Annotated in this window: 12 protein-coding genes; 3 read left to right on the forward strand and 9 right to left on the reverse strand. The window is 60.3% G+C overall.

Annotated elements, in window-relative coordinates; genetic code table 11:
• Nucleotides 1–25: 25 nt before the first annotated feature.
• Nucleotides 26–1447: an aldehyde dehydrogenase family protein gene (locus PLAV_RS00870; protein ID WP_011995080.1), complete on the reverse strand. Its 1422-nt coding sequence runs from the start codon at nt 1445–1447 to the stop codon at nt 26–28.
• Nucleotides 1448–1558: 111 nt separating this feature from the next.
• Here PLAV_RS00870 and PLAV_RS00875 point away from each other — a divergent pair, with 111 nt between their 5' ends.
• Nucleotides 1559–2866 (forward strand): MFS transporter, encoded by a 1308-nt coding sequence (locus tag PLAV_RS00875; RefSeq protein WP_041535782.1) that lies wholly within the window; start codon nt 1559–1561, stop codon nt 2864–2866.
• Nucleotides 2867–2876: 10 nt separating this feature from the next.
• On the opposite strand, the gene PLAV_RS00880 is transcribed toward PLAV_RS00875, so the two are convergent.
• Entirely contained in the window at nt 2877–3779 is a 903-nt protein-coding gene (locus PLAV_RS00880; RefSeq protein ID WP_202943989.1) for a DsbA family protein, read from the reverse strand.
• 42 nt (nt 3780–3821) lie between these two features.
• On the opposite strand from PLAV_RS00880, the gene PLAV_RS19740 reads away from it, so the two are divergent.
• Nucleotides 3822–3974, forward strand: a complete 153-nt coding sequence (locus PLAV_RS19740; RefSeq protein WP_202943990.1) for a hypothetical protein — start codon at nt 3822–3824, stop codon at nt 3972–3974.
• Nucleotides 3975–4195: 221 nt separating this feature from the next.
• On the forward strand, nt 4196–5053 hold the full coding sequence (locus PLAV_RS00885; protein ID WP_011995083.1) for a fumarylacetoacetate hydrolase family protein: 858 nt from the start codon (nt 4196–4198) through the stop codon (nt 5051–5053).
• Between the two features lie 2 nt (nt 5054–5055).
• On the opposite strand, the gene PLAV_RS00890 is transcribed toward PLAV_RS00885, so the two are convergent.
• From PLAV_RS00890 to PLAV_RS00920, 7 genes are all read right to left on the reverse strand, one after another.
• A complete protein-coding gene (locus PLAV_RS00890; RefSeq protein WP_011995084.1) occupies nt 5056–8262 on the reverse strand; it encodes an efflux RND transporter permease subunit in 3207 nt (1068 codons plus the stop codon).
• Nucleotides 8259–9395: an efflux RND transporter periplasmic adaptor subunit gene (locus PLAV_RS00895; protein ID WP_011995085.1), complete on the reverse strand. Its 1137-nt coding sequence runs from the start codon at nt 9393–9395 to the stop codon at nt 8259–8261. Before PLAV_RS00895 ends, PLAV_RS00890 begins: the two co-directional genes overlap by 4 nt.
• Nucleotides 9388–9921, reverse strand: a complete 534-nt coding sequence (locus PLAV_RS00900) for a PadR family transcriptional regulator (protein ID WP_041535783.1) — start codon at nt 9919–9921, stop codon at nt 9388–9390. The genes PLAV_RS00895 and PLAV_RS00900 overlap by 8 nt, the downstream gene beginning before the upstream one ends.
• A 291-nt stretch (nt 9922–10212) precedes the next feature.
• The gene (locus PLAV_RS00905) at nt 10213–12033 is read right to left on the reverse strand and encodes an acetyl-CoA hydrolase/transferase C-terminal domain-containing protein (RefSeq protein ID WP_011995087.1); all 1821 of its coding nucleotides are present in this window, start codon (nt 12031–12033) and stop codon (nt 10213–10215) included.
• A gap of 96 nt (nt 12034–12129) precedes the next feature.
• The gene (locus PLAV_RS00910; RefSeq protein WP_011995088.1) at nt 12130–14400 is read right to left on the reverse strand and encodes an acyl-CoA dehydrogenase; all 2271 of its coding nucleotides are present in this window, start codon (nt 14398–14400) and stop codon (nt 12130–12132) included.
• A 45-nt stretch (nt 14401–14445) separates the two neighbouring features.
• Nucleotides 14446–17586: an efflux RND transporter permease subunit gene (locus PLAV_RS00915; protein WP_011995089.1), complete on the reverse strand. Its 3141-nt coding sequence runs from the start codon at nt 17584–17586 to the stop codon at nt 14446–14448.
• 15 nt (nt 17587–17601) lie between these two features.
• Nucleotides 17602–18663, reverse strand: a complete 1062-nt coding sequence (locus PLAV_RS00920) for an efflux RND transporter periplasmic adaptor subunit (protein WP_011995090.1) — start codon at nt 18661–18663, stop codon at nt 17602–17604.
• Nucleotides 18664–18732 lie beyond the last annotated feature (69 nt).

Genomic DNA, 18732 nt, shown 5'->3' on the forward strand with positions numbered 1-18732 from the left:
ATATCCTTCTTTGGCCACAGCCGGGTCAGGGAAGAGCGATCGCCTTGATCTCGGTAAAGTCCTCGATGCCGAAAATCCCACCTTCGCGCCCATTGCCGGACTGACGAAAGCCGCCAAAAGGCATATCCGCGCCGGGGATCGTCATATTGACATGGACTTGCCCCGCGCGCAGCCGGCGCGCGATGGCGATTGCGTGTTCTCTGTCTTGAGAGGAAACATAGGCCGCAAGCCCATATGGCGTATCGTTTGCGATCCGCACGGCTTCTTCCTCATCGTCATATGAGAGAATCGAAAGCACCGGCCCGAAGATTTCCTCCCGGGCAATTGTCATGTCCGGTGTGACGTGAGCGAAGACAGTCGGCTTCACAAAATAGCCAGGCGGTAGATCATCGATGGGCTCTGCTCCACCCGCTATTAAAATAGCGCCTTCCTGCTGTCCGACCTCGATATAATTTCTTACTCGCTTGAGATGAGCGCGAGATACGACGGGACCGAGATCCGTTTCCTCATTCTCCGGGTCTCCGACGCGAAGTGCCTTCGCGGCCTCTTCGGCACGTTCGGCGATTTCGTCATGACGGTCCGACGGCACGATAAGTCTCGTCGGCGCATTGCAGGATTGTCCGGAATTTTCCATGCAGGCTTCGACCGCCTGGCGGACAGCGACGTCAAAATCGGCATCGCGCAGCAGGATATTCGGCGATTTGCCTCCCAGTTCCTGTGTCACGCGCTTCACGGTCGGCGCGGCGTTGATCGCGACCTGAACACCTGCCGCCGTCGATCCGGTGAACGAAACCATATCGATGAGCGGATGGGTGGCTATCGCCGCGCCAACGGTCCTTCCCTCACCATGCAGCAGGTTGAACACGCCTTTGGGGACGCCGGCCTCTTCCAGGATTTCCGCGAAAAGCACCGCCGACATGGGGGTCAGTTCACTCGCCTTGAGTACCATCGTGCATCCTGCCGCGATGGCGGGTGCAACTTTGCCGGCGATCTGGTTCATGGGCCAGTTCCAGGGGGTGATGAGCCCGCAAACGCCCACAGGCTCCCTGCGAAGAACCCCGCCGCTCAGCGGCCGTTCAATTTGAAACTCTTCCAAGGCTTCTATGGCAGCGCGCAGATGATCTGACCCCGCCGCAGCTTGTGCCTCTCGCGAAAGCCTCCTTGGGGCGCCCATCTCGACGGTGATTGCCCCGGCGATTTCGGGGCGGCGGCGCTCATATATGTTGAGTATTCGTTTGAGCAGGGCCAGCCGCTCGGCAACCGTGGTTTCGGAGAAGCTGGTAAAGGCTTCCGATGCAACCCTCACGGCGGCGTCCACGTCCTTCGCCGTACCAAGCGCAATCTCCCCGTAAGGCGTATCGGTCGCGGGGTTGAAAAGCTTTTGTCTGGCCCGCGAAGGGGCGTCCACCCACTCACCGCCGATAAAATATCTGTCGAAAACCTTCATGATCTCGATTCCCCGGCTGAAGGCGGACAGTTTATCAATTCGTCCACCGGCAACCATGGTCTCCTGAGGCTATCTGCGGCTCCCCGTGCCAAGGCGGGTGAATTCTCCCGCTTGCTGGCGGCGCTCGCGGTGTCCAATATGGAGGCGGATTATTGGGGGGCTAAGGTGGCGGGACGGGGAAGGCTACGACGATACATATGGTGGGCCCGGTTTGATCGCCGCAGCGTCAAGCTGTTCATTGTCGCTGTTGTGGGCGCATATGGGGCGGTCGCCGTTTCTTCGCTGCCGATCTTCGTCAATAGCTGGGCGTCGCATCCCGGCATCTCCGAGCAGATGGCCGTCGAAATTGCAGGCATCAATATATCGGCGATGGCTGTAGGTCTCTTCCTGTCGTTTTTCCTCGCTCCCCGATGGCCGTTGCCTCTTGTCGCGTTTACAGGTGTAGGGCTCGCCATTATCGGCGATGTCAGCTCTCTTGCAGTGAGCGAGGTGGCACAGCTGCGCGCTCTCCGGGCATTGGAAGGGATGGGCGTGGGATGCTTAATTGGCGCGACAATCAGTTGGTTTGGGTCGCATGAACAGGCCGCTCGAGGGTTCGCCATCTATATTGGGATCCAGATGGCCATCGCCGTGACATTGCTCACTATTCTGCCGGACATCAATCCAGGCCCGAACAGCCTGCATCTCGCATTACTTCTGTTCGGCATTTTCTGCGCGTCTCTGTGCCCGTTTCTCGGCGGCGCAAAGCCGGCGGCGAACCGTGTGCTAGGCGCAGCGGGTGTCAGGGGCACACAAGTATTGCGAGTTTTCTCTGTGCTTGCCCTCGGTGTGTTCAACTTCACGGCGTTCGGCCTGTGGAGCTGCATGTTGCGCTTTGACCAGATAGCCGAGCCTTCCGGCGGATTAATTTCGCAGGTAGCGGTATGGGCATCGCTCTGCGCTGTTGCGGGAGCAGCCCTGGCGATATTGCTGAGCGACCGTTATGGCCGGTTTCGGCCAATGATGGCCGGACTGGGCATTTACATCATGGCGCTGGTTCTGTTCTCTTGGGCACAAATCTCCCTGGAGATCATCATCGTCGTGCTGCTGCTTCAGAGCTTTGCCTGGGCACTCAGCGTGCCATATTTTCAGGCTGTACAGGCGGCACTGGACAAGACCGGAAACCTCGCAATCTGGGGGTCGCTCGCCGGCTGGGCAGGAGCTGCATCTGGTGCTGTCCTGCTTGTCATGACAATGGCCGGAAGCTCCTATGTCAATCCGATTGCAATTACGATTTTTCTCCTCGCCGGTACCTGGGCGCTATGTGCAGGGCCCGCCATACTTGTCGATCTTCACGAAAATTCCCTGAAGCGAAAGCGGCGAGAAGGTTTGCCCGAAGTAGCGCCTGTGCCGTCGGGTTCAGTTCACTCGCAGCTTTAGAGGGGGAACCTCAGGCCTTCTCGCAAGCCGCACGAAGTTCATCTTCTATCGCCCAAAGCCTGTCCTGGCCCCATAGCAGGTCCCCGCCTTGAACTCGAAAGGCGGGGACACCCCAAACGCCGCCTGTAAACATGGCCTCTCTGTTCTCCTCGGCCACCTCGCGCCATGAAGGATCTCCTAATGCATTCCGGACCTGGGCCCGGCTCAGGCCGGCCCTTTGTGCCATGCGCATTAATCCCGTCTTTGATGCTGCGTTCATGCCTTCGGCAAAGACACCCTGAAGGAACGATGCCGCAAACTGCGGCCCGAGCCCTTCGCGGATTGCATGATGGAGCACCGACAAGCCGCGCTCGGCGCCTGCCCCCACAGGATCCGAAATGCGCCCGAAGGGCAGGCCGAGCCGTTCGGCTTCGCGCTTGCAGTCCCGGACGATATAAATTCGCTTAGCGAGCGGCACCGGCAGGCCGCGCATGACCATCGGCAATACGAACCTCAATCGCAAATCGGCGCCATAATGGCTCGCAAGCTTCACCAGGCGGTCGATGGCGAGATAGGTATAGGGGCTGCGGAAGGAGATGAACGCCTCCAGAAGGGGTGGCGTCTCGGCCCGCCTCACCGGCTCGAGCTTGATCTCGCGGCGCGGCGCGATGAAGCCGCCCGGCGCATCGGATCGCCGGAAGGGGGCCAGACGCTCTTCAAGAAAGCTCAAGCGGTCGAGACCCCAGAACCACTCTCCTTCGAAGTGAAAAGTGGCACCAAGATAATGACCGAGTTTCCTCCGCAGGGCGTCTCCAGCCGCGAGAGCGGCGGCGCTGGGTGCGGGGGCGATGGCAGTCAAGCCGCTCGCGTCAAGACTGAAGCCCGTGTGCCGCGCGAGAAGCTCGGCATCTCGCAAGCCGTACGCTGCGAGCATCTTTGGCTCCGGTGCCGCAGCCATATCCGGAGCGGTGACCGGATGAACTTCGATGTCAATGTCATATCGCTCCTTCAGAAGCGGCACCGCCTGAATAGCGAGAACGCTATAGGGATCGTCAACCTGATGGAAAAAGCGGACCAATGGCCGCCGCCGGAGTATCTGCCGGACGAATGCATGCCTTCGCCGACGTAACGTACGCAGGCGGGCGCTTGTTATGGCGCTCGCAACGACTTGTTCCAGCATTGCCCGCATGGAATCTCTCCCCAACCACTAGTGGGCCTTTTGCCCGGAATCATATTGACACGCCAAATGTCAATATTGCCAGCCAGGCGTCGCCCTGTAAATGCGCCGATGCTTCGCGTCCGTCGATGTCTGTAATAAGCTGGCCGCTACAATGCTTTTCGGAGATTGATATGCGTCTTGTGACTTTTGAGAAAAACGGCACCGCGAGGCTCGGACTGGCTGAAGGCTTGGAGGTTGCCGATCTCTCCGGTTCAGATAGCACCCCGGCATCGCTTCTCGCGCTTCTCGCTGCGGGCGATGAGGGATTAGCTGCCGCACGAAAGGCCGCGATTTCCGCCCCGCGATACCCGCTCGACGAGTTGAAACTTCTTCCAGTCTTGCCAAGGCCGGGAAAGATTATCTGTCTCGGCCTTAACTACGCGGCCCACGCTGCGGAGGGCGGACGTGAGAAGCCGGATTATCCGAATTTTTTCATGCGCTGCGCGACGTCGCTGCTCGGACATCAAATACCGATTGTCCGGCCCCGTGTCTCAACCCAGCTCGATTTCGAGGCGGAACTCGCCGCCATCATCGGCCGCGAGGTGCCGCGTCATGTGGCGAGAGAAGAGGCGCTGACCTTTGTCGCAGGCTATGCATGCTTTAATGACGTATCCGTGCGCGACTACCAGCGCCGGACACCGCAATGGACGATCGGAAAGAACTTCGATGCCACCGGCCCCTTCGGGCCGGCTTTTGTGACGGCGGATGAATTGCCGGCGGGCGCAGCTGGGCTGAAGATCGAGTCCCGGCTCAATGGCGAAGTAATGCAGAGCGCAAATACCCGCGACATGATCTTTCCGGTAGACGAAACAATCGCGCTTCTCAGCGAGTGCATGACACTTGAGGTTGGAGACGTCCTTGTCATGGGAACGCCGGCAGGGGTGGGGTTTGCAAGGACGCCGCCGCTCTGGATGAAAGAGGGCGACACGATCGAGGTCGAGATCGAGGGTGTTGGCCTGCTCTCGAACCCGATCGTGAACGAAATCTAATTCTATTCGGCCGCGCGTCGTGTCGTCGGTTCGGTCATCTGCCATTCGGGGTTGCCGTCTCGCCGTGCTGCTCGTTTCGCACGTATAACGGAAGGTGCCGCCAGAAGGACGGGTATCAGAACGAGAGTAAGGAGTGTGGAGAAACCGAGACCGAAAATAATGGCGGTCGACAGCTGCACCCACCAGACCGACACGGGCCCGCCAAGGACGATTTCACGCGTGACGAAGTCGAGGTTAATTTGCAGAGCCATCGGCAGCAGGCCGAACATGGTGGTTATGGTGGTCAACATGATTGGCCGCAAGCGTTGACCTGCGGTGCGCAGCACCGCCTCTACTGCATCCGCCGTATCCTCGCGCAAACGCTGATATGTATCTATCAAAACAATCGAGTTGTTTACGACGATACCGGCAAGCGCAACGATGCCCGTACCCGTCATGATGACGGAGAAGGGCTGCCCAGTGACCACCATGCCGATGAGCACACCGACGGTAGAGAGAATGACCGTCGAAAGTGTCAGGATCGAATGGTAGAAGCTGTTGAATTGCGTCAGCAGAATAATGAACATCAGGAACAAGGCGCCGATAAGCGCGCCGCCGAGGAAGGAGGCTGATTCCGCCTGTTCTTCGTTGGCGCCGCGGAACTGGACTCTCACGGCAGGGTCGATGTTCTGATCGGCGATCCAGGCGGAGATTTCGCGGACCTTCTCGTCCACATTTATCTTTTCGCCTGTTGCGGGATCGATGGCGGTATTCGCCTTCACCATGATACGGCGATAGCCATTGATACGTTCGATCGTGCTGACCTGCGACTGAGCTTCGCGGCTCACAAAATTGGAAATTGGCACAAGACCCTGCTGAGTCTGAACGCGCAAGCTGTCGAGCTGGTCGAGAACGCGGTAGTCATCCGGGAAGCGCGCGCGGATATCTACTTCGTCTGGAGCATCGTCCGGCCGGTACTCGCCGATCATGATGCCGTTGGTGACGAGCTGGATGACTGCACCGACCGAGGTGACGTCGGCACCGAAACGGCCGGCCATTTCACGGTCGACGCTCATGATCCATTCAATGCCGGGTAGGGGCCGCCCATCCTCGACGTCAATAAGGCCATCTACCTCTGTATCGAGGTGGTGGCGGATCGTCGCCGTTGTGGCGAGCATTTTCTGGTAGTCGGTGGATGTGAGCTCGATCTGAATATCCTTGCCGGTCGGTGGGCCATCCTCCTGTTTGCGGAGTTCGACCTTGATGCCGGGAATGGATTTTGTGTTCTGTCGAATCTCCTCGAGAATGACCGCGCCCTTCCGTCGCTCCTCATAAGGCTTGAGCTCGATCATCATCTGCGCAATGAGATCTTTCGGAACGTCGTTGCGTCCGGACGAGCCCGAGCCAAGGCCGGGGCCTGTGCGGGTGAATACGGTTTTCACCCCCTCCGTACGAAGGACAATATCTTCGACATCCCGTGCGAGCGCCAATGTGTCCTGCGCGGAGAGGTTTCCCCGCGCGCTGACGAGAACGATGGCCTGCTCCGGCTCGGTATCGACGAAAAACTCGACGCCGTTGTTGAAAGTGCTGAAAAGCATAATAGTGCCGACAAGCACGACACCGGTGGCCGCCATGACGCGGCCCGGATAATAGACGAGCTTCTCGAGAAGGCGCACGTAAGCGCCGGTAAGTCCCGGCAAGCCGCGAATGTCGCCGGTCTCCGTGGCGGCGAGTTGCTTCAGAACCTCATCATTCTCTGTTTCTGCCTTGCCGAACAAGGTTCCCATGGTTGGGACGAAGATGAGGGCGGTCAAAAGTGAAGCCGAAAGCACCACAATCAGCGTGATCGGCAGATAACTCATGAATTTTCCGCTCACCCCCGGCCACAGCAGCATCGGCAGGAAGGCGGCGAGCGTTGTGGCTGTCGAAGAAGCGACAGGCCAGAACATACGCTTGGCGGCGAGCGTATAGGCTTCGCGGCGGTCGAGGCCTTCAGACATTTTACGGTCTGCATATTCGACAACGACGATGGCACCATCGACCAGCATACCGACAGCGAGCAGCATGCCGAACATGACCATCATGTTGATCGTGTAGCCGGCGGACGCGAGGAAGAAGAAACCGATCATGAACGATGTCGGTATCGAGATGCCAACCAGCATTGCCGAACGCAAACCAAGTGCTGCGACGATAACGATCATCACCAGAATGATGGCCGTGGTAATTGACGATTGCAGGGAACCGAGGGCCCGGAAAATCCAGCTGGACGCATCGAGCGTATAGTTGACATGAATGGCTTCCGGCCATCCTTCGGTAAACTTCTCGACGGCCTCGCGTACCTGGTTGTTGTTGTCGATGATGTTTGTGCCGATGCGTTTTGTGATTTCTATGGCAATGGCAGGGTGGCCGTTGAAACGCGCATACCCATCCGGATCCTTGAAAGTCCGGTTGATGCTGGCAATATCGGAAAGTGTGACAACACCTTCGCCCGAAACTTTTATTGGCAGGCTGAGAACGTCTTCGCGCGTCTCGAAAAGTCCCGGCACTTTTACCGAAAAGCGGCCCTGACCTGTGTCGATGTTGCCCGCCGCTACCAGCCGGTTGTTGAGCGACACGATGTTGATAAGTTCGCTTTGCGAGATGTTGTAGGATTCGAGCTTTGCCGGATCGATAACAACTTCGAGAAGCTCTTCGCGATGACCGACAAGTTCAGCCTGCAACACGGTCGGAACCGCTTCTATCTCGTCTTTCAGTTTTCGGGCGGCATTATAAAGGGCGCGTTCAGGCACATCTCCTGAAAGCGTCACGATGAGAACGGGAAAGAGCGCAGTGTTGAACTCGCGGACAATAGGTTCATCCGTGTCGCTCGGAAGTTCAGCACGCGCAAGGTCGACTTTCTCTCGTACGTCCTGCAGGGCGGCGTCCTTGTCGAAATTCACGTCGAATTCAAGCAGGATGCCGGCATGCCCTTGCGAGGCAATGGAGGTTATGTCCTTCAGGCCTTCAAGCGAACGGAGTTCGGTTTCCATTGGTCGGATGAGAAGCCGTTCGGCATCTTCAGGCGAGATGCCCTGATGAACGATAGAGACATAGAAAATCGGAATCGGAATATCCGGATCCGCTTCCTTCGGAATGGAAATGAAGGAAATGATACCCGCTGCGACCAGCAGAACCATGCTGGTCATGATGGTGCGGGAATGGCTCAGCGCGGCTTCAATGAGAGAATTCAAAGGGCTGCTCCGACCTGGTTCGCGGGTATGGCCTCAACTTTCTGGCCTTCCTTCACATAGTCCTGCCCCACGGTGATGACCGTTACCGTCTGCGGCAGGCCTGCGATCCACAGGCCCTGAGGCGTATCGTCGATAAGCTGCACACGATGAAACTTCACGCGGCCTTCGTCATCCACGGCGCGCACGCCAATCACGCCGCTATCGTCAAGCGCGATTACGGAACTCGGAATGCGGTGCGCGAGCACCTCTCCCCCGGGCACAATGATTTCCGCGGTAACTCCGGCTCGCATCGTGAAGTCTGGGTTAGGGACCTCAAGCTCCACGCGGAATGTACGGGTCGCAGGATCGGCCGTCTTCGCAACAAAGTGGATTTTTCCTTCCACCGTTTCGCCGGTAACGAGGCGCGCGGTACCGGGTGCGCCGATATGGAGCGCGCCAACGCGATCCTCGGACACTTGCCCCATCACAAGCAGCGGGTCGAGTTCCACCACAAGACCGCAGACGTCGCCGACGCGCATGTAGTCGCCGACTTCAACCGGACGGTCGTCAAAAATGCCGTCAAAGGGAGCCAATATCCTGGTCTGGTCGACCTCTACCTTCATCTGCTTCAGGCGCGCCTGCGCGGCGTCATAGGCAGCTTTCGATCCGGCAGCGACAGTCGGGGCCCGGTAACCCTTTTCGGCCAGCTGGCGCGAAGCGTCATACTCGAGGCGTCGCTGTGTCACCAGCGCTTGCGCCTCCGAAAGCTGGGCGTCGCGCGCGTTCAGGGCGATCCGGCAGAGCACATCGCCCTTTTTGACGCGTGCCCCCTTTTCAACCGGTAGTTCGGCTACGGTTCCTTGCGTTTCGGCACGCACTTCAACCGCACGTTTGGCAGCAGTACGGCCACGAATGATCACGGCGCCGCGCCGCAACGTCGCAGTGGATTCCATGACGCGTACACGAGGTGTTGTGCTGCCGGCCTGCTCTTGCTCGGCGACTGTCAGTGACCCGTCCGAACTATCCGCGCCGGTGAAAAGACCGGTCAGGAACCATAGTGCGATCGCGACGCCGATGCCGATGGCGATGAAATGCGACCTGTGGAGACGGCCGCCTGTGATCCTCGTCGCGAAATCTTTTTGCCGCTCAAACATGGGCTTCTTCTTCGGTTGCGATCTCTTCGATCAGGTGTCTGTGGTGTTCCAGGAATTGAATGGAGGCGCTGTAGACGGCCAGGCCATATTGCCGGGCAAAGTCCATGCCGGGGGTATCTCCTTCATCCGGCTGCGCCATTTCCTCGACTTTTTCTTTCATCGCCGCCAGGCGTTGGTCGACCAGACTGCGGACGCGGCTCCGCGGCAGAAGATGAGCGAAGAGAACGGTGAACAGGAATTCGGAACGAAACTTGTCCGGCGCCAGTGTCTGCTGCAGCGCTTCGCTGAGGCTCTTTCGCCCCTTTTCGGTCAGCGAATAGATTTTCTTGTCCGGACGCCGCTCCTGCGGTTCCGCCTTGCAAGTAACGAGACCTTCTTCGGTAAGCCGGGTGAGCGCGGGATAGATCGAGCCATAGCTCGCGTCGAGGAAATGGCTGAAGGGGCCATCCTCGAACATCTTGTTGATCTCGTAGCCAGTGGCTTCGCCGAAGACCAGGGCGCCGAGGCAAAGCGTGGTCACTTGCATGGAAAGGCTGTCCTTGTTCCCAGCTGGCCGGGCCGATGGGACTATATTGGATCGATATATCGGGCCTATATATGGAGAGCACTTCGGGTTGCCAAGGGGACCTCGCGGCAAGCGGCGCAATTTGCACCGTTTTTTGTGCGATGCGGCATGGCGGTAACACGGGTAAATCCGGGCTTTTAGGACGGAACTCCGCAAAAATTCACCCTCCCTGCACGCAAGTCCCGTTTTAAGTGGGGATGCGGCGGGACGCCAATCAAGTGCGCGGAACTATTTTCACGAAGAATTCTGTGATTATTGCCCGGTCTGCGCCATCGCAGCGAGGAGAAGGCGTTTGTAAAGCCGTTCCTTGAAGCTGGTAGGCGTGGCGAGTTTCATGCGCTCGAGCAGGGCTGTTTCCTCCGCCTGTTCGGGGCCGCCGGCGAGGGCGAGCCGGGCGAGGTCGCTGCGGGACGCACCGCGCAGTTTCGCGAGGGCTGGCATAAGCCTTTGTTCTTCTTCGGTAAAATCGCTGCCGAAGGGGAAGAGCGGCAATTGTCCTTGTGCCCTTGCATCGCCAAGGGCGGCGTCGATCCGCTGCGGCAGGTTAGTCGTGTGGGAAGCCGGAATTTGGTAGTTTTCCGCGATTTTTCCCGCTTTTTTGGCTTGGGCGAGCAATTCCGGCTGGAAGCGGGAGTCGGCGATCGACAGCATTTCCGCGACGACTTCGCCATCCGTTTTCCCGCGGAGATCCGCCACGCCGTATTCCGTCACGATAACGTCACGCAAGTGTCGAGGAATCGTCATGTGTCCATAGGACCAGACGATGTTGGACGCCGTTTTGCCGTCCTTGTTGCGGGTGGCGCGCACCGCAATGACCGACCGGGCATCCTCGAGCGCGAAAGCCTGAGCGACGAAGTTGTACTGGCCGCCGACGCCGCTGACCACGCGACCGTCTTCGAGCCCGTCAGAGACGACGGCGCCAGTCAGCGTTGCCATCATCGCCGTGTTGACGAAACGGGCTTTCTGCCGCGCCGCGCGCTTTCGCTCTTCATCGCCGTGGAGATCGTTGACATAGGCCACCGGGACCATCGCAATCTTGTCCCGCATCTCCTGGGGCATGGCGCGGAGCTTCTCGTAGAAGGCGCGCGAGCCGAGGAAGAAGCCGGCGTGGATAAGTTTTCCGCCGGCTTCGCGCTTCAGCACGCCCGCTTCCATCAGGTCGATGAAGCTTTCGACCAGCATCTCGCTCGCACCATAAAGACCGGCTTCGAAAGGCCCGCGCTCCGTCCCGCTCACGCGCAACTGATCGGCGATGGCGGAGAAGGCGGCATTGTTCGAATGACGCAGGACGAGCGCCTTGCCGATCGCATCGCCGATGGAGCCGATACCGATCTGCAATGTGCCGCCATCCGGGATCAGCCCGGCTATGTGAAGACCAATGGCGTAATCGGCGGACGACACAGGTTCCCGAGGGGGCGCGAAGAGCGGATATTGCAACGAAGGACTGTCGAGCAGGAAGTCGAACTCGCCTGCCTCCACTTCCGCTTCGCCACCCATATAGGGCAGGTCGAAATTGGTCTCGCCCGCCACGATGAAATTCGCCCGACCCTCGCGCCGCGCGGCCAGAAGATCGAGCGAGATGTCCGGATTGCAACTCAGGCTGAAGCGGTCTCGCGCTTGCGACGGCGCAACGAGCTGCGCGACCACGTTGACGCCCGTTTCAAGTATGTAGCGAAGCGCATGCGTGTAATTCGCTGAAATGTAATTCTGCTGCTGCCGTGGCGAATTGAGCCAGCGCCCGGCGAGCATGAAAAACTCGTTCACCTGAATATTCGGCGGCAAGGTGCCTTTGTGAAGAGCCTTGGCATAGGTGAGGCCTGGGTAGCCGCCGAAGAGGCGTTCAAGAACCGGCCCCATGAAGCGCCGTTCCAGATCGCTCGACGGCTGCGGCACTTCCAGCGTGAGAGCGGTGAAGATACGCAGTGAAATCGAGGGGTCGGCAATCGCGCGCTCGACAAGCGCATTGGCGAGGTGAACAGGCTTTCCAAGTCCGAGCGGCAAGGCGAGCACAACTTTCTTGCCCGTCCGTTCAAGGATCGCGTCCGCCAATGATGTGGCGTCTTCAAATTTCATGTGTGAGGAAGCCACCAAACGCCACCGGATTTCAAAAGAGGAGTGCGAGGATAGCGTATCCCTCACCCCGGCGCAGCACTCTCCATGCGGATGGTTCTATCCTTGGGCACGCCGCGTCAACGGCTCGTCTGCATCCTCGTCCTTTACGGCCGTGCCGTGCAGGGCGAGCTCTTCCGGAGCGAAATCATCGACCGCGATCACTTCAGCCACGACAGCCTGCAATTCCGCAATCATGGCTGCGTCCTCGGCCGTTATCCGGCCGCCTGCGAGCGCCGTTTCCGGATCGTCCGTCCCGCCTTCCCGCATCTTCTCGCGCGCCTTCTCGGTGAGGACCGAAAGGCTGAATGCCTTCTCGAGCTTTGCCACGGGATCGCCGCTCCGTCCGAGATGCAGGCCCGAGGTGAGCCTGTCGCGCGTGGCCGAAGGCGCAAGCAGAAGTTCGGCACAACGCATCGCAAGCTTGTCCTTCGGTCCGCGCCTGCGGGGGCCGAGCGGTTGCACGATGAGCTTGGCGATGACAGCCACGAAACGGTTCGGCAGGTTCGCGAAGATCTCCGCGAAACGGGAATCGATGGCCGCGAAACTCTCCTCCATGCAATAGGCAACGAGGGGAAGGTCGTCCACCTGCCGGCCGTCATCCTCCCAACGCTTGAGCACGGCGGACATCAGGTAAAGCTCGGACAGTATATCGCCGAGCCGAGCCGACAGCATTTCCTTGCGCTTCAGCCCGCCGCCCAGCGTCAGAAGCGCCAGATCGGCGACAAGCGCGAAGCCGGCGGCATGACGCGAAAGCTGGCGATAATAAGGGCGCACTTTTCCCGCGCGGGGTGCGGGCGATAAAAGCCCCCCTGTCCAGTTGCGAAGCAAGGCACGGCCCATTGTCTTCATGCTGTGGCCGACATGGCGCCAGAAGGCCTCGTCGAAACGGCCGAGTGCTTCGTCCCGATCCTCGATGCCGAGGGCTTCCATCTCCTTCAGCAGATGGGGATGGCTGCGAATGGCGCCCTGGCCGAAGACAATGAGATTGCGCGTCAGGATATTCGCGCCTTCGACGGTGATGCCGACCGGCACTGCGCGATAGAGATTACCCATATAGTTCGACGGACCGTCGATCACGGCCTTGCCGGCATGAATATCCATCGCGTCGTTCACCGCAACGCGCATCCGGTTCGTTGCCTGCATCTTCATGATCGCCGAAATGACCGCCAGCTTGCGGCCTTCGTCCAATCCAGCGCAGGTGAGCCTGCGGCCTGCATCGAGCAGATAGGCCGTGCCCGCGATATGGCCGAGCCGCGCCTGCACGCCTTCGAACTTGCCGATGGGAAGATTGAACTGCTCCCGTACCCGCGCATAGGCGCCGGTGGTGCGGGCGGAGAATGCGGCGGCCGCCGCCGAGAGCGACGGCAAGGAAATCCCTCGCCCCGCCGCCAGCGCGGACATCAGCATTTTCCAGCCCTGGCCGACCTGCTCGGCGCCGCCGATCACATGATCGAGCGGAATGAAGACGTCCTTGCCTTCCGTGGGGCCGTTCTGAAACATCTGGAAGGAGGGGAGATGCCGCCGTCCGGTGGTAACGCCTTCGAGACCGGCTGGGACAAGCGCGACGGTAATGCCGCGTTCTTCCTCTTCGCCGAGAAGGTGATCCGGATCGCGCAGTTTGAACGCAAGACCGAGAACGGTCGCGACGGGCGCGAGCGTAATATAACGCTTGTGCCAGTTGAGCCTTATGCCGAGCACTTCCTCGCCGTTGAAAACACCCCGGCAGACCACGCCGCTATCCACCATCGAGGCGGCATCGGATCCCGCATCGGGGCTCGTGAGGCCGAAGCAGGGTATCTCTTCGCCTCGTGCGAGGCGGGGCAGCCAGTACTCGCGCTGCGCCTCCGTGCCGAACTGCATCAGAAGTTCGCCGGGCCCAAGGGAATTCGGCACCATGACAGTAACGGCGCCGGCCGCTGAGCGGCTCGACAGTTTGCGGATGACTTCGGAATGCGCGAAGGCCGAAAACTCAAGCCCGCCATACTGCTTCGGAATGATCATGCCGAAGAAACGGTTGGCCTTGATGAACTCCCAGGCCTCCGGGGACAGGTCGCCGTCTTCCCAGGTGATCTTCCAGTCGTCGAGCATATCGCACAGCTCTTCGACGGGCCCATCCATGAAAGCCTGTTCTTCTTGAGAGAGCAGTGGCTTCGGCGTATCCAGCAGCTTCTGCCAATCGGGATTTCCGGTGAAAAGATCGGCCTCCCACCAGATATCGCCCGCTTCAAGCGCCTCGCGCTCGGTGTCGGACATGCTGGGCAGCACGCCCTTCGCCCAGCCGAAAATGGGCCGCGTCAGATAGTCCCGCCTTGCTGCTTTCCAGTCCATGAAAGTGATCTTGGTCGCGGAAAAGGAAAATCAAGGCGGGTGGATTTATTCCGCGCCCTCCATGGGCCGTGGGCGGAGCCCACCCCTGTCGACATGGTCCATCTCGGTTTCCAGCCGCCGCTTCGTATCGCCCGGCGAGCCTGTGCGCTGGGCAAGGGCCTGATAGGCGACGGGTACCACGAAGAGCGTGAAGGCGGTCGTCGCAATGATGCCGGAGAATATGACCACGCCGATCGCCGCCCTTGTTTCGGCGCCGGGGCCGAAAGAGAGAATGAGCGGAATGGCGCCCGCCGCGGTGGTGATCGCGGTCATGAGGATGGGCCGCAGGCGGATGCCCGCCGCCCCGACCAGGGCTTCCCGGAAGTCCTGCCCCTCGTCGCGAAGCTGGTTTGCGAATTCGACGATCAGAATGCCGTTCTTGGCCGCGAGGCCGACCAGCATGATGAGGCCGATCTGGGTGTAGAGATTGAGCGTTCCGCCGGTAAGCCAGATGCCGAGCAGTCCGCCCGTGATCGCGAGCGGCACCGTGGAGATGATGACGACGGGATGCACAAAGCTTTCAAACTGCGCCGCGAGCACAAGGAAGACCACGACGATGCCCAGGATGAAAATGAAACCGAGCGCACTGCCGGAATCCACGAAGTCCAGGGACTGACCCTTGTAGTCGATGGTGACGCCGGGTGGCAGCTCTTCCTGAACCAGCCCTTCCAGATAGTCGAGAGCCTGGCCAAGCGTAAGACCGTCTTCAAGATCCGCTTCGATGGTGATGGAGCGCACCCGGTTATACCTGTTCAGGCTCGCCGGGCCTGCCATCTCGCTGATGGTGACGAGATTGGCGAGGGGGACGAGGTCGCCGGAGCGTTCCGAACGGACGAAGATGTTGCTCATGTCGCTCGGCGTACGCTGAGCCGAACGCTCGCCTTCAAGAATGACATCATATTCCTCGCCATCCTCGATATAGGTGGTGACGAGCCGCGAGCCGAAAATCGTTTCGAGCGTGCGTCCGACATTTTCAACCGTCACGCCGAGATCGCCCGCGCTGTTCCGGTCGATCTCCACGCGCAGCTGCGGCTTCGTCTCCTTGTAGTCGTGATCGATATTGATCAGGCCCGGATTGTCCTCGTCTATGGCGGAGAGCAGGATGTCGCGCCATTCGCGAAGCTCCTCATAGGTGCCGCCGCCGATCACGAACTGCACCGGCTTGGAGGTGCCGCCGCCAAAGCCGGCGCGCATCACGGGCGATACGGTGACGCCCGGCAGATCGCCGGTGCGCGCGCGAATATCGTTCATGATATCCCAGGCCGAGCGGCGCACCGACCAGTCCTCGAGCACGATCACGGCTATGCCGTCATTGAAGGATGCGGTGTTGCCGAAGGAGCGCGGCGCGCGAACGAGAAGCCGGCTGATCTCTCCGTCCTCGACCAGCGGCATCAGCCGCTTTTCGATTTCGGTCATATAGGCTTCGGTATAGGCGTAGGAAGACCCTTCCGGCGCATTCACCATCACGAAGAATGTGCCCCGGTCTTCGCGCGGCGCGTATTCGGAGGGAATGATGCTGAAGAGACCGTAAGCAAGAAGCAGCATTCCGGCAAAGGCGGCGAAGACGGGAAGAGGGCGCATGAGCGACCGCTCAAGCGCGCGTGCATATAGCGCCTTTGTCCGCTCGAACGCATTGTCCACAACGATAGTGAATTTCGTGTGATTGCTCGTCGGCTTCAGGATTTTCGATGCGAGCATGGGCGAAAGACTGAGCGCGACAAGGCTCGAAAAGCCGACGGCAGCGGCCATCGTGATCGCGAATTCGGAGAACAGCCGGCCGACCTCGCCTTCGATGAAGGTCAGCGGCACGAATACCGCCATGAGTGCGATCGTGGTTGCGATGACGGCAAACCCGACCTGCCGTGCGCCGCGATAGGCGGCGACGAGCGGCGTCGCGCCTTCTTCCATGCGCCGGTAGATATTCTCCAGCACGACAATCGTGTCATCGACGACAAGGCCGATGGCAAGCACCAGCGCCAGCAGGGTCAGGAGATTGATCGAGAATCCGAAAATATAGAGCACAAGGAAGGTAGCGACGACGGAGACGGGGACGGTGACGGCGGGCACCAGGGTCGCCCGCGCGCTGCCGAGAAAGACGAAAATCGTCAGGACGACGAGAACGATCGCGATGCCGAGCGTCTTGTAGACTTCCGAAATAGCCCCTTCGATGAAGACGCTGCTGTCGAAGCTTTGCTTGAACTCGAGCCCTTCGGGGAGCGTCGGTGCAAGCCTTTCGGCTTCGGCCTTGGCGCCGTCTGTGACGGTAAGCGTGTTGGCGGTGGATTGCTTGATGATGCCGAGGCCGATCATCGGCACTTCATTGCCGCGGAAAAACGTACGCTCTTCCGCCGCCGCGCGCTCGATCCGCGCCACATCGCCGAGGCGGACCAGATAGCCATCCGAGCCCTGCGCCAGCACAATCTCGCTGAAATCCTGCGGCGTCCGGTAGGACCGCTCGACACGCGCCGTGAACTGCCGCTGCGTGGACTCGATATTGCCGGCGGGGAGCTCGACATTTTCCGCCCTGAGCGCCTGCTCGACATCGCCGACGGTGAGTTCGCGTGCCGCGAGCGCCGTCCGGTCGAGCCATATCCGCATGGCATAGCTGCGCGCGCCGCTGAGCCGGACCCGCGCAACGCCGTCCAGTGTCGAGAAGCGGTCGACAAGGTGGCGCTCGGCGTAGTCCGTCAGTTCCAGCACATTCATCCGGTCGCTCACGACGTTGAGCCACATGATGACGTCGTCGCTCGAATCCACTTTCTGGATGTCGGGCGGGTCGGCTTCGGTCGGCAGGTCGTCGAGGATGCCGGAGACGCGGTCGCGAATATCGTTTGCCGCCGCGTCGACATCCCGGCCGGGATTGAACTCGATGGTAATGCGCGAGCGGCCGTCCTGGCTCGACGACTGGATGAAGGCAATGCCTTCGATGCCGGCGATGCGCTCTTCGATGCGTTCCGTGATGCGCGTTTCGACCACGGCAGCCGCGGCGCCGCGGTAATCTGTCGTGATGGAAACGATCGGCGGATCGATGTCGGGATATTCGCGAAGCGGCAGCCTGTCGAAGGCGACGAGACCGAAAGCGACCAGCAGAAGACTGATGACGGCGGCGAAGACGGGCCGGGTGACGGAGACGTCGGAGAGCTTCATGGCTGGTCCTCTCCGCTATCTGACTGTCGTGGTTTCGTCATGCACGCGGCCAAGCGCGCGCTCGCGCGCTTCTTCCCGGATGACGTTGACCTTTTGTCCGTCGCGCAGCCGCATCGTGCCATGCGTGACGACGCGCTCTCCAGCGGCGAGGCCGCTCAGGATTTCGACTTCGCCGGGCCGCCGCGCGCCTGTGCGGACTTCGCGCCGCGCAGCCACATCGCCCGCGACCACGAACACGAAATTCTGCGTGCCCGACGGCACGAGGGCTTCCTCGGGAATGACCACCGCCTCGCGCGGGTTCTTCATGAGTTCGACAACCATGAGGAGGCCGGGCTTCAGCACCTGATCCTTGTTGTCGACCAATGCGCGCGCCGTGATCGAGCGGGAAACGCGATCCACCTGCGTCGATACGCTGCGCACCTCGCCGCGAAAAATCCTGTCGGGTAGCGCGGATGTGGTGGCGGCGATTTCGAGGCCGGGGCGAATGGTGGAGAGATAGGCGGCGGGAACGGTGAAATCGAGCTTGATCGGATCGAGATCGTCCAGCGTCGTGATGGTGGTGCCGGGCGTGACCAGAGTGCCGACGCTGATGTTACGCAAGCCGACAACGCCTTCAAAGGGAGCATGGATTTCGCGGTCGGCGAGACGCGAGGCGGCGGCGTCGCGATTTGCTTCCGCTTCGCGGAGCGCGGCCTGCCGCTCTTCAAGCTGCGCCGTCGCCGTGTATTGACGGCTTTCGAGCTGGCGCGCCCTGTTATAGGCGGTGCGCCGCTCCGCCAGCACGGCCTCGGCGGCGGCGAGAGCGGCGCGCTGTTCGTCGCGCTGCAAGGCGACCAGAAGCTGACCTTCCTCCACCTGCTGACCATCGTCGAAATGAATTTCGGCGATCTTGTCGGAAATATTGGCGGTGATGGTGACGCTTTCATTGGCGAAGGTGGTGCCGAGCGCTTCCACGCGGTCTACGAAGCGATCGGCGATGGCGGCGGCGATGACGACGTTCTGCGGCGGTGCCTCCTCTGCGAAGGCCGAAGCGGAGAGGACGGCGCTTGCGATGAAAACGAGGAAGAGACGGCGCATTGAGGCTCCGGCATGGAAGGGTTCAAACGGAAGACAGTAATGCCATCTTCAGGCGGATTTATGACGATA

The organism is Parvibaculum lavamentivorans DS-1 (genome assembly GCF_000017565.1).
GTDB lineage: Bacteria > Pseudomonadota > Alphaproteobacteria > Parvibaculales > Parvibaculaceae > Parvibaculum > Parvibaculum lavamentivorans.